General features: G+C 34.5%; 11 protein-coding genes and 1 tRNA gene. 5 read left to right on the forward strand and 7 right to left on the reverse strand.

Features of this window, described 5'->3' with window-relative positions; genetic code table 11:
- Positions 1–20: 20 nt before the first annotated feature.
- From C1638_RS02360 to C1638_RS02380, 5 genes are all read right to left on the reverse strand, one after another.
- Positions 21–1,043 carry a helix-turn-helix domain-containing protein gene (locus C1638_RS02360; protein ID WP_165826485.1) on the reverse strand — a complete coding sequence of 341 codons (1,023 nt, stop codon included), beginning with the start codon at positions 1,041–1,043 and terminating at the stop codon, positions 21–23.
- 481 nt (positions 1,044–1,524) lie between these two features.
- A complete protein-coding gene (locus C1638_RS02365) occupies positions 1,525–2,205 on the reverse strand; it encodes a MarR family winged helix-turn-helix transcriptional regulator (protein WP_109617846.1) in 681 nt (226 codons plus the stop codon).
- A gap of 63 nt (positions 2,206–2,268) precedes the next feature.
- Positions 2,269–3,297, reverse strand: a complete 1,029-nt coding sequence (hemH, locus tag C1638_RS02370; protein ID WP_109617848.1) for a ferrochelatase — start codon at positions 3,295–3,297, stop codon at positions 2,269–2,271.
- 36 nt (positions 3,298–3,333) lie between these two features.
- Positions 3,334–4,617: a cryptochrome/photolyase family protein gene (locus C1638_RS02375; RefSeq protein ID WP_109617851.1), complete on the reverse strand. Its 1,284-nt coding sequence runs from the start codon at positions 4,615–4,617 to the stop codon at positions 3,334–3,336.
- A 281-nt stretch (positions 4,618–4,898) separates the two neighbouring features.
- The gene (locus tag C1638_RS02380; protein ID WP_084184293.1) at positions 4,899–5,198 is read right to left on the reverse strand and encodes a hypothetical protein; all 300 of its coding nucleotides are present in this window, start codon (positions 5,196–5,198) and stop codon (positions 4,899–4,901) included.
- Between the two features lie 602 nt (positions 5,199–5,800).
- On the opposite strand from C1638_RS02380, the gene C1638_RS02385 reads away from it, so the two are divergent.
- The 5 genes from C1638_RS02385 to C1638_RS02405 are packed head-to-tail and all read left to right on the forward strand — an operon-like array spanning position 5,801 to position 11,312.
- A complete protein-coding gene (locus tag C1638_RS02385) occupies positions 5,801–6,808 on the forward strand; it encodes a LacI family DNA-binding transcriptional regulator (RefSeq protein WP_109617853.1) in 1,008 nt (335 codons plus the stop codon).
- 55 nt (positions 6,809–6,863) lie between these two features.
- Positions 6,864–7,778, forward strand: coding sequence for a carbohydrate kinase family protein (locus tag C1638_RS02390; RefSeq protein WP_109617855.1), 915 nt, complete (start codon positions 6,864–6,866; stop codon positions 7,776–7,778).
- Positions 7,729–9,033, forward strand: a complete 1,305-nt coding sequence (fucP, locus tag C1638_RS02395; protein ID WP_228427992.1) for an L-fucose:H+ symporter permease — start codon at positions 7,729–7,731, stop codon at positions 9,031–9,033. The genes C1638_RS02390 and fucP overlap by 50 nt, the downstream gene beginning before the upstream one ends.
- Positions 9,034–9,038: 5 nt before the next feature.
- Positions 9,039–10,448, forward strand: a complete 1,410-nt coding sequence (locus C1638_RS02400) for a carbohydrate porin (RefSeq protein ID WP_109617857.1) — start codon at positions 9,039–9,041, stop codon at positions 10,446–10,448.
- An 18-nt stretch (positions 10,449–10,466) separates the two neighbouring features.
- The gene (locus C1638_RS02405) at positions 10,467–11,312 is read left to right on the forward strand and encodes a sugar phosphate isomerase/epimerase family protein (RefSeq protein ID WP_228427995.1); all 846 of its coding nucleotides are present in this window, start codon (positions 10,467–10,469) and stop codon (positions 11,310–11,312) included.
- A 158-nt stretch (positions 11,313–11,470) separates the two neighbouring features.
- On the opposite strand, the gene C1638_RS02410 is transcribed toward C1638_RS02405, so the two are convergent.
- Positions 11,471–11,542, reverse strand: a tRNA-Arg gene (locus C1638_RS02410).
- A gap of 65 nt (positions 11,543–11,607) precedes the next feature.
- Entirely contained in the window at positions 11,608–13,374 is a 1,767-nt protein-coding gene (locus C1638_RS02415) for a TonB-dependent receptor (RefSeq protein ID WP_109617859.1), read from the reverse strand.
- Positions 13,375–13,398 lie beyond the last annotated feature (24 nt).

Here is a 13,398-nt window from a genome sequence, read left to right on the forward strand (position 1 = left end):
GTATATTTTAGGAGTAAAAATTATGTTTTTTGGTAATTTGAAGGCGTAGTTCCTGTGATTTTTTTAAATGAACTATAAAATGTACTGCTCGAATTAAACCCAGATTCAAAACCCACAGCATCTATTTTCAACTGAGTACTTTCCTTTAATAACCGTTTTGCTTCATCAATTCGATATTCATTGATGAATTGAGTGAAACTTTTAGCCAAATTATCATTAATAAATTGTGATAGTAACTGAGGGCGAATATTTAATTCTTTTGCTAAAATTGATAATGTGAGATCGGGGTTTGTATAAATTTTTCTTGTTTCAAAAAGTATATTAATTTTTTCTTGAATTTCCTTTACCAGCTTTTCATCTATTTTGTTGATGTATTTTTCTTTACTAATGACAGGAATTAAGGTTTTGTTTTTTGCATAATAAATCAGAAGGAAAGAAATGTAAAAGCTGAAAGAAAAAGTCAAAGCCCCAGAAATATATGACGTATATCTGGATAAAGAATAGGAAAGCCAAATGGCAAAAACACCACAAATAACTGACAATACCCAAGTTTCTTGATAGCTAATTCGGTTGCGATGGGTGATCAACTTACTGAAAATTTTCCTAGCCTCATAAATGGATAATACAATAAAAATAAACCATTGAATATTTATAGAATAATAAATGATTCCTCTCCATATCTCAGGATTTTCCTTGTACGGAAAAAGAAAACCAAAAATAATTATCGTTGTAATTATAACAATGAGACTATATTTTGCAAAAGAATAATTAAGCTTTTGCAGTATTGATTTAACAAAAAAATACAATAGAGGACCAATTAAAAAACAAGCCGACAAACCTATTTGTAAATACGTTTTTGACAGCTGCGGATTAAAATTATAAAATACAGATTTTCCGATCCTTGTACTTAAAGACAGTAATAAAAGCCCTAAAAATAAATCGGATATAGCTTTATTTCTCTTGAAGAATAAAAAATAGAACCCCAAAACAACACTATTAAAAACACCTATAGCACTTAAAAAAAATAATATTTGATTGTCCATATTCATTATTTGAAAATATGTTTCTTTTTGGAATTGTTAGCAGTTATCATTTTGAATTTCGTAATGTAATTAGATTTTTACCTTAAAATTTCTTTATGTAACTGATAAGCCAAATTTAGCAAAAACTTTTTTACGAAGCACTTTCCCACTCTTGATATAAAAAACCTTGCTAATAGCGGTTTTAAATATCACAGCAACTTATAAGATTATTTAAGCAAAGATTGGTCTTATTCAGAATGAGTATAGAAATTTGAATTGATTTTGTAACATGATAAATTTTCATAAAACAAATAACGCCAATGATTTTCATTGGCGTTAACTTGCAGAACTTGAATATTTATAAATTTTGAAATATTACCTACATTTTACAGTACTATCAGCTCGTACCACTAAATGAAATAAATTGAATAACATTCTTAAAATGGTGATTTAGCAAATAAAAAATATAATATTTATTATCTATTAATTTTTAATGTAAGGACTAAGCATCTTTAAATGCATACTCATTATACACTGTATTGATGAGCTGATCAGAATTGATATTTCGTGAAAAAATAGGATAATGAAAGCGATCCAGTTTATTTAAAATACGGATAAGCTCCATTTTTTCATGATAATTGAGATTTCCAGCTACGATATTGGTTGCCTGACGAATCTTTTCCATTTGATTTTCCAAGATCAATAATCCTCTTTCAGTAATACGGATTAGCTTACTGCGTTTATCCAAATCAGAATCTGTCTGTTCAATAAGTCCCTGACGTAACAGTCTTGCAATAATAAGCATACCCACGGGCTTATCATGAATGTTTTTTTTGATCAATGCCATCTTAGTCATCTCACCAAAAGCTTTCAGATTAATCAGATAAATAAAGTCTTCCTGGGTAGAGAATTCTGAATCTGAGATGGCAGACTTTGAGTAGGTTTTCGCATATCGGTTAAGATGAACAAGCAATGTACTTATAGCACTTTCCGGCGTTCTTCCATTTTCTTTCCCATCCCAATAAGGTTCTTCAGAATTATTTTCCGGCTTACTATTATCCTTATCAGAAATCCACGCTTTAAAACCTTGAATAGTTCCCGGATACAAATCAGGACAAGCATGGACCTCGGTTTCAAACTCCTGTAGTAAGTCTATAAAATCTTTAATAAGTATATAATTCATATCCGTTAAATAGTTTACAAAAATACCTAATTCCTTAAAGAGTTACGCAATATATGATCAAAACTATGTTAAATAGAATTGATTAAGTTGCTCTTCACATAGTATACGAACGACTTCAATCCAACGATCCTCATCATTCAAACAAGGTATATAGGTGAAAGTTTCACCACCAGCTTCAATAAACTGCTCTTTTCCTTCAACAGAAATTTCTTCCAGGGTTTCCAGGCAGTCTGAAACAAATGCAGGACAAACAATCGCAAGATTTTTAACTCCTTTTTGTGGAATAGTTTCTAATGTATGATCTGTATAAGGTTCTATCCATTTGTCTTTTCCTAATCTGGACTGAAAAGAGACAATGACTTTATCTTTGGTCAAGTTAAGCTTTCTAATAACCCGATCTGTGGTATTAAAACACTGGTGCCGATAACAAAATGAATGACTGGGATTCGTTTCTTTATAACAGCAATCGTTCATATTACACGTCTTTGTTGGATCTGTTTTGTAAATATGTCGTTCAGGAACACCATGGTAAGAAAATAATAAAGCATCAAAATTTTCTGGAAGCTTCTCCCTGATACTTTCCGCCAGACAGTCCGTATATAGATCCCGGTTATAAAAAGGCTGTACGTAGTTGATTCTTACACCTGGGAATTTTTTCTTTCTGACCTCTTCTGCTTTTTCAATAACACTTTCAGTGGTACTCATTGCATATTGTGGATAAAGAGGAAACAGTACAATTTCCGTGATCCCTTTTTCAACAAGATTCCTGATACCTGTCTCAATGCTTGGTTCAGCATATCTCATCCCTATTTCCACAGGCACATCCATTATTTTTTGAAGCTTTTTCCGAATCTTTTCTGTAATAACGATCAATGGTGAACCTTCATCAGTCCAAACCGTTTTATAAGCTTGAGCAGATTTGGCAGGTCTTGTTTTCAGGATAATTCCCTGAACAAGAAGTGCCCGAAAGATCCAACGGTAATCAATTACCCGTTCATCCATCAAAAATTCATCTAAATATTCCTTTACATCTTCTACCGCAGTAGATCTCGGAGAACCAAGATTGATTAATAAAATTCCTTTTTTAGCCAATGTTATTTATTTATTTGTGAATCGTTATACTATCGCTTATTCTGTCAATCCCTCTTTGTAAGCTTTCAATGCTCTTTCTCTGGCTTTTGTATGTTCCACGATGGGCTGCTCTTTATAACCTTCCGGAAGCCACTTTCTGATATACTGAGTATCTTTATCAAACTTTTTTGTTTGTTCATAGGGATTGAATATCCTGAAATAAGGCGCAGCATCGCAACCACAGCCTGCAGACCACTGCCAGTTTCCATTATTGGCAGCCAGGTCATAGTCTAGCAATTTTTCAGCAAAATAAGCCTCTCCCCATCTCCAATCAATAAGCAGATGTTTGGTAAGAAAACTTGCAGTGATCATTCTTACCCTGTTGTGCATAAATCCGGTTTCATTGAGCTGTCTCATTCCGGCATCTACAATTGGATATCCGGTTTTACCCTCACACCACGCCCTAAATTCTTTTTCATTGTTCCTCCAAGCAATGTTCTCATATTTCTTTTTAAAACACTGATGAACAACACTTGGAAAATGATACAAAATCTGCATGAAAAATTCCCTCCAGATCAGTTCATTAAGCCATACTTCATTATGCTTAGCTGCATATTGTACACATTTCCGGATCGAAATGGTTCCAAAACGAAGTGCAGTCCCAAGATGGGTCGTATGATCCATGGCAGGGAAATCCCGGTACTTACCATAAGAATCTATTATACTACTGTCCAGTTCCGGTATTATAAATTCAAGATCTGTTTTCTCAAATCCAATTTCTTTTAATGAAATGATTTCCAATGAGCCTTTATAATTTGCAAAATGGGCCCAGTTTGTAGTAACCGTTTCTATATTTTTCAAATTTTCTTTCCATTTCTTTGAGTAGGGAGTAAAAACGGTATAGGGAGAAAAATCATTTTTCAAAATATTATTTTTTTCAAAAATGACCTGATCTTTAAAATTTTTAAATTGAATATGATTTTCCAACAGCAAATCAGCCACCTGCCGGTCCCGTTGTATAGCTTGTGGTTCATAATCCCTATTGCTAAAAACGGTGTCAATATTAAAATCCTTAATTATTTTTTTAAAGACCTCCATTGAAGGGCCATAATAAACATAAAGCCCACTGTTATGCTTTTTCAGCTCTTTATGAATCTGCTGTAAAGCCTGATGGATATAATCTACCCTTTTGTCATTTTTATTATGAAGCTGGTTCAGTATATCAGTATCAAAAATAAAAACCGGAATAACCTTTAATCCCGAATTAAGTGCATGATGAAGCCCTATATTATCTTCCAGCCTAAGATCTCTTCTGAACCAAAAAACATTCACTTTATTCATGATTTTATAGCTTTAAAAATTGATATTCGTACTTTTATAATGGATCACAAATATACTAATAATAAAATCAAAAAAGAATATTAATAAACCAATATTTATATGATATCAATTATGAAATAAGTAAGGGTAAAAAACAGAATGATATAGAATGAAGAAAATTATATAAAGGGATTAATTTGCAATCCAGAAATAATTTCAAATTAAGATACAAATAAACTAAATATACAGCTAAAACATAAAATGCCCGGAACTTCTAGTTCCGGGCATTTATTAAACTAACATTAATTGGTTTTCTTTCTCCATTCTGCTTTCACATCTTCCGCAGCATCTTTGGTACTTTCCCAAGCTTCATCAGCCTTATCTTTAATATCTTCCCATGCATCGGAAAAGTTTGACTTCACTCTATCTAACCAGTCTTCCTGAGTCGCTTCCTGATCATTATCTCTTTTTTCATTGATATAATCTTTAGCTTTATCTGCTAACTCATTGATTTTCCATTTTGCATCATCAGCTGCATTTTTTAAAGAGTTTTTTGTTTGATCTACTGCATTTTCCGCTTTGTTGTAATCTGAATTATTCATAATATAATATTTTAGTAATTGGTATATAAATAAACAATCTTCGTGCCTAAAAAATAATTATGGTGTTAAAAAAATATTAAAGTTACTTTCTTCAGCGATAGATTTATTCAGTGATGATCTATTCCATTTCTGCAAACACTAGTTATGCAAGTAACAGCTCTGTCCTCTACCAAGCTTGCTGTTAACTCAGTTAATATTAATCTACGAGCAATAATCCATCAATTTTCCGGACTTCCTTTTTTGCGGTTATATAGAAAGCAGCATTTGGAATATCAACATCCATTCAAATTTGGGCAGAAAAGTAAATAAGACGTAACAGTAATAATGTTTAAAAAAGTTTTTAATAATATGAAAATCTTATAAATATATAATTTTTAAAAAAATACTGGATAAACGTTTAACCAAATTTAATAACTATTATAGTAGAATGTAACAATTCGTTAACATTAAAATAGTTAGCTTAAAATAATCGACTGAATATCAATGTATTATATTCAAATTAAAAATTTCGCGAAATTACATTATTTTCTTAAACCACCAAAAAAATATTGCTATTGTTTTTTTACTATTTTATGAAATACTTTTGTGTCTTAAACAATTAAATGAAAAGACCTTCTATAAAAGATATTGCTACATTGGCAGGAGTTTCCGTAGCCACAGTATCTTATGTTCTCAACAGAAAGGAAGGACAGCGTATCAGTGAAGAGACTCGAAAAAAAATTTTTGAAATTGCTGAAACGATTAACTATACTCCCAATAAGATAGCAAAAAGCCTTAAAACCAATAAAACGAAGCTTCTGGGGCTTATTGTTGCTGATATTTCCAATGAATTCTATTCACACATGGCAAGGAACCTGGAAGATAAAGCATTAAAACTAGGCTATACTCTAATCATTGGCAGTTCTGATGAAAATGCAGAAAAATTTAAAAAACTTATTGAGCTTTTTTCACAGCAACAAGTGGACGGGATGATCGTTGCTCCGGTATCCGGTTCAGAAAAAATACTTGAAAGCCTTATCAATATCAAATACCCTATTGTCACTATTGACAGGTATCTTAAAGGGGTTGCAATTCCTGGGATTACGATTGATAATCAGGAAATAGCAGAGCGTACGACCAACTTACTGATCAATAAAGATTTTAATAAAATAATATATGTAGGTTACAAAACTGAGCTTCCGCATCTGCTGGACCGTCAGCACGGTTTTGAAAAAGCGGTAAAATCTTCAGAAAAACCAGTTGAAGTATACTATCTTTTGGTAGGATTAGAAAATATAGCACAGGAGGTACAATTACAGCTTGGAAAGATGCTGGGGAAAGCACCCCAAAATACAGCACTCTATTTTTCCAGTAATAAACTTGCAGTAGCAGGTCTTTCCTATCTTGTTAAAAATAATATAAAAGTTCCGGAGCAGGTATCTGTAGTAGCATTTGATGAAACTGATGCCTATGATCTTTTCCCAACGGAAATCACCTATATTCAACAGCCTATCAAAGAAATGGCTGAAGAGGCTATTAATCTGCTGGATGGGCAGATCAGCGATTATGCAGCAACTGGAAAAAGGATTACATTATCGGCAAAACTAATCTCTAAAGCATCCTTAAAATAACCAACTTTACAGTCAATCATTTTTTTTATATATTAACTTAAACGTTTAACCAAATATGAATACCAATAAATTTAATTATGTCGTATGCTTTGGGGAGGTTCTATGGGACATCTTCCCTTCTGGTTCCAGAGCTGGTGGTGCTCCATTTAATGTAGCTTATAATCTTTTCAAAATGGGAATTGATACAAAAATGCTCAGTAGGATCGGAAATGATCAATTAGGCCATCAGCTTCTTAACCAAATTGACCAATGGGGAATAACAACAGATTTTATACAGGTAGATCAGAAAAGACCTACAGGAACTGTACTTGCCAATTTTGATGAGCATGGTGAGGCTCAATATGAAATTGTAAAAGAAGTAGCATGGGATTATATTGAGGCTCTTCCGGAACATAAAGAATTGATTCAGAATTCTAAGGCATTTGTTTTTGGAAGTTTAATCACAAGAAATGAAGCCTCCAAAAAAACGTTACTGGAACTTTTAGAACATTCAAAATTCAGGATATTTGACGTTAATTTCCGCCCTCCATTCATTGATTTTGAATTCATTAAGAAACTATTGTACAAAGCTGATCTTGTCAAAATGAATAAAGCAGAACTTAGAACAATTCTGGAATTTCTCGGCGTAGATTATATTGATGAAGATACAAGTATCAGACATCTTCAGGATTATTTTAACCTGAATGAAATCATTCTTACCAAAGGGAGTAAAGGTGCCAGATATTTTGTAGGCAGTACCTCTTATAATTTTCCGGCAGTTCATATTGAGATAGCAGACACGGTAGGAAGTGGAGATTCTTTTCTTGCAGGATTTCTGTCTAAAAGGATTCAGGGAAGATCGCCGGAAGAGATTATGAAGCAAGCTACATCATTAGGTGCTTTTATCACTTCAAAATCTGGAGCATGCCCGGATTACACCTATGAAGAATTTAGAACATTCAGAGAAAATAACTGCTGCAAAACTTCTTAAAACAGATACTATGACTACTCCAAAATTTACAGATAAGAAATATTATATTGTCCTGTCTTTTGTTATCTCTCTATTCTTTTTCTGGGCTATTGCGCTTACAATGGGAGATGTGCTTAATAAGCATTTCCAGAATGTTCTTCACATCTCAAAATCAAAATCAGGACTCGTACAGCTTTCCATCTTTGGTGCGTATGCACTTATGGGCATTCCGGCAGGTATATTCATGAAAAGATTTGGCTATAAATCCGGTGTCATATTAGGGCTTTCACTTTTTGCCTTGGGAGCTTTTTTGTTTATTCCGGCAGCTGATGCTTCTTCATTTGATTTCTTCAGATTAGCTCTTTTTGTGCTTGCCATGGGAATGGCAACGCTTGAAACCGTGGCCCATCCTTTTGTAGCTGCTTTGGGCGATGAAAGAACGAGTGATCAGAGAGTGAATTTTGCTCAGTCTTTTAATGGTTTAGGAGCTATCATTGGTCCTCTTTTGGGTGGATATTTTATTTTTGGAACTCCAGATTCAGGATCAGATTCTCTGGATTCTGTAAAAAACCTTTATACATGGATTGGAACTGTGATTTTGGTGATCACAATTATTTTCAGTTTCATCAAGGTACCGGATCTCAAAGATCCTCATGCAGAAGACATCCTGATTTCAGAAAATGAAAATGGTGAAGATGAATCTGTTTCAGATCCTCATGCACCACTCTATAAGCAGAGACATTTTATATTTGCAGTCATTGCCCAGTTTTTTAATATTGCTGCACAAGGTGGAACATGGGCTTATTTTATCAATTATGGGGTAGAAAAAATGCATCTTCCTGAAATACAAGCCTCCTATTATTTCTCTTTGAGTATGGCCATGATGATGATTGGAAGATTTATCGGCACTTTCCTGATGAGATTCATTGCTCCCAATAAACTGCTGGCTATATTTACAGCATGTAATATTGTTCTTTGCCTGATTATTTCTCAGAGTTTCGGCTGGGCCTCATTTATAAGTCTTATTTTACTCAACCTGTTCCTGAGTGTAATGTATCCTACCATTTTCAGTCTCGGTCTTAAAAGGTTGGGATCAAAGGTACAGCAAGCTTCATCATTTCTGGTTATGGCGATGTTTGGAGGAGCTGTTTTTCCCCCGCTAATGGGTAAGATTGCAGAAAAAGATATTGCTCATGCTTATCTCCTTCCTATTCTATGCTATGTTGTTATTTTATTGTTTGCATTAAAATTTTATAAGCCTAAAACCTTTAAATAATCCCTATGAAAACAAAGATTCTATGGGCCTGGTGCATTGTACTTCTATGCATCAGCGGGGAAATTAATGCCCAGATTACCATAACCAACAAGAAATTTTCCTTTGGAACAACTGGAAGAATCGGCGTTGGATATTCTCCGAATGCAGATGGAAAGACAGGAAGGCAATTAAACCTAAATAATCAGGGATCTTTGGGCGGTAGAATGGATCAGGGAGATTATGTTGACTTTTTACCTACTTTCCATTTTAGTCCCGTGGTCAATGGTGACAGTACAAAAAGTACAAAGATAGACATGCAGGCAAGATTAAGCTTTTACTCCGGAGGAACTTTTCTTGGAAATGTAGATTCAAAATCTAATCAGGGGATGATAATAGCCTTACCGGAAGCATTTGTAGAGGCTAGGAACATTATGGGTAGCGATTGGGATGTATGGGCCGGATCAAGATGGCTGAGATATGATGACATTCATATTGCAGATTACTTTTATTTTGATGACCACTCGGCAACAGGTTGGGGAATAAGACACAAGAACACCCGGTTTTCTATGTTTTTTCCAGCCGCTATTGACACCGCAGCCAGTAATTCTACTCCATATTCTTATACCAATGTCATCAGTGGATCAAAAAACCTGATCTACAGACAAAGGGAGGTATTTGTTCTTGAACAGACATTTCCTTTTAAAAATTCAAGGCAAACGCTGAAGTTACTCGCAGAATTCCATCATGTAGAAAAATCAGGAGAAAATTCCATCGAGCAATATCCATCTGATCGAGGATGGGTTTTCGGAGCTAAATTAAATACCAATCTAAATACAAAAATTCCTGGTTCATTCAATCAGTTTTCTGTGAGATACGGAACCGGAATTGCCAATGGCGGAGACAATGGAAACACGCAGACCTGGCGGACCTATGGAGCACCTGATGAACTAACCAAAACCTATAAAGGAGCTTATTCTATTACAATCGTTGAGCATTTCCTTTGGAATATGTCAAACCGATGGTCGCTTAATCCCTATGCCGTTTTCACCAGAAGTAAAGGAGGATCAACCAGTAAGGATAAAGCTCCAGACTATTACAACCGTGAAATTTTCAATACAAAAACAGAATTTAATACCGGAATAAGGGCTACATACTATATTAACAACTGGCTCCATATCCTTTCTGAACTACACTATGCTTCCAGAAAAAACGGAACAGAGGATGCTGCATCAATGATGAAGCTGGTTTTGGCTCCCACCATTGTTCCTACTGCAGAACGAAGTGTATGGGCACGACCTCACATCCGTTTTATTGCAGAAGTATCCAGATATAATGATCATGCTATGAATAGTCTTTATTCACCATTCTTACAGCAGTCAGGAGCAAAAAGATTCGGGACTTATTTCGGAATACGAACAGAATGGTGGATTTTTTAAAAGTAAAATAAAGAAAATATGATGAATATAAAACTAGGGGCTTCCCTACTCTCCTGGATCACTCCGTTGTGGAATGCAGAATCAGGAAAATATGCCATAGAAAAAACCGCAGAGACCGGGTTTGATCTCATCGAAATACTGCTGCCGAACTCTATGGAATTTGATGCTGCCACGGTAAAAAAACAGCTCAAAGAAAATCATCTGGAAGCCATATGCTCATTAAACCTTCCAAATGATGCTCATATTGCATTTTATCCTGATGCTGCGGAAAAACTCATCAAAAAAGCAATCGATAAAGTTGATGAACTAGAAACCAATCTTCTGGCTGGGGTTCTGCATGGAGGAATAGGAGTTTTTACTGGAAAGCCACTCACAGAAAATGAAAAAGAAATCATCGTTGAAGTATGGTCCAATGTAGCAGATTATGCCCAAGCGAGAAATATAGATATCGCCATAGAACCTATTAACCGCTATGAATCCTATGTTTGTAATACTGCAGACAACGTCCTGGAGCTTATTAAGGAGACAAGAAAAAATAATCTCTTTCTTCACCTTGATACTTTTCATATGAATATTGAAGAAAATAATTTTTATGACCCGATTATCAATTCCGGAAAAAGGCTGAAACATATCCATGTTACAGAGTCTCACCGTGGTATGTTGGGAGAAGGAAATGTAAATTGGGAAGCATTTTTCTCTGCGTTGAAAGCAATCAATTTTGAGGGGAATCTGGTTCTTGAAAATTTTAGTTCTTCGGTTCCGGGGATGCAGGAAAAGGTTTCATTATGGCAGCAATCCCCTTACAATGCACAGGAGCTTGCTGAAAGAAGCCTTGCTTTTTTAAAGAAACATATAGAAAAATAATCATTCATTCACTTATGTTTTTTAGGCTATTATTTCAATAGCCTTTTTGTGTTTGATAATTCTTCTATATCAATTTTGAATCATAATTATCTAAACCCAAAATAGACAAAATAAACAGCTAATTGCAAATAAAAAAAGCTCCTAAAAAAGGAGCTTTGTGACCGCAGAAGGATTCGAACCCTCACTGTTGGAGCCGAAATCCAAAGTTCTATCCATTAAACTATGCAGCCGATTTATGAGTAATAAATGATAAGTAATTTATATATCACTTATCATTCATTGTTTTATCTGAGGATTAGAAAGTAATTTTCACTCCTCCCAAAATTTGGGCACCAAGAACTTTATATCCTTTGTACGTCTGGTATTTTGAGCTTAGAAGATTATTTCCGAGTGCGAAAATACTGAAATTTTTATGAATTTTATACTCTGCAGAAAGATTTAAATCCGCATAGCCACCAACTTTATCGTTGGTATTCTCTGTAGATTGGAAAATCATATTAGGACTTCCCACACCCTCTATTGCATAAGAGTTTGTTGTTCTGTCACTTGCAAATATTCCTTTGAAACCTAACAACAATTTCTTGTCAAGCATAGTATATTTTGCACCGATGCTTGCATTCACTAATGGAACGTTATAAATGTTGTCATAATTCTTTAAACTATACTTGGTGAACCTTACTTCTCCATCAATAATTAAATTTTCCAGTGGGAAATACTGTACACTTCCTTTGATATCACTTACATTTCCATCATCGTATACCGCAGAAAATGTATTGCCAAAATCATAGGCAGAACGGTTCAGGGTATAGTTGTTATCAAAAAGATTATTGGCCTTAAAGAACATAATATCTTTCATTTTTCCAAAACCTGCAGAGAAGTCATATTTCAGAGTTTCATCAATATCTCCTCTCAATCCTACATAAAAATGATATTTCGTCTCTGTTGGCTTTAAATATTGGTCAGATAAAGCATATGGATTTGCTTGTAAAAGATCTCCGTATGTATTAAGTTTCAAACCTCCATCTACCCCACCATAGAATTTGAATTCTTTGGCAGCAGCCACCTGGAACTCAGCTTGTGGAAACCAGTAGGTCTTATTATTCTTCATTTGCTCCATCTGAGTATTTGAGTTTTTAGCATTCAGGAAAGAGAATGAAGACCCAAGCATCAAATAAGACTCTCCTTTTCTAAAGGTCACCTTTGGAGCCAAATTGGTATTAAAGAAATTAGAAGAGTTCTTATTTCCTATTTCAAAATCTGTCTTAACTGCTTCTAAACCTACTCCTAAGTCAGCATTCAGATTAATTCCTGATTTACCTAGTTCAACAGCATGCTTGGATAGGTTGGCAAGAATGGAAACCTGATTCTCCTGAGCATCGAAATGATCTTTTAGGAATGAAGACTTTACTCTTACATCATTTAAAATCTCGTTAGAATAAAAATCATAGTAACCGTTTACCTTGAACTGATTTACTTTTTGCTTTAAATCTACATCAGAAGCTGGCTCAAGGGCATAAATACCGTAATAGTTATAATTATTCAATCCATATTCAGCATTCAAATTGAATTTCCCTTTTTCTCCATAAGAATTAAGGAAAGCTCCGATACTGGCTGAAGTCTGCTTTGATTTCCAATCGTAATCCTTTTTAAGACCACTGGTTGAAAGCAAATGAACATCCGCTCCTACTTCAATCTTGTTCTGAAGCACCTTAGAAACATTTCCGTCTAGCAGAATCTTTCCATAGTTACCCATTCCAAACTGAACATAGTTATTCTGAGCGGTACCATCAAATTTTGGAGCCACATCTTCTCCCTGAATCGTTGAAGTTTTGAAATCTGAAACCGCAGGAACATCCGTAATGATATATTTCACAGGGTTCTGAGACTTCTCTTCCGGCGGATAGTTTTTAATGGTTTCTACGGAAGTCTTCTTCTTCTCGATCTTCTTCACCTCCGGTTCTCTCTTTTTATTAAGAACCAGTTTTTCCTCCTTGATCTGGGAAAACGCGAACTGCGAAACCCCTAAAAATAATATGGATAATAATTGAATTTTCTTGTTCATATTTTCTTTATTTGAAAAATATAA

The organism is Chryseobacterium oncorhynchi, assembly GCF_002899895.1.
GTDB lineage: Bacteria > Bacteroidota > Bacteroidia > Flavobacteriales > Weeksellaceae > Chryseobacterium > Chryseobacterium oncorhynchi.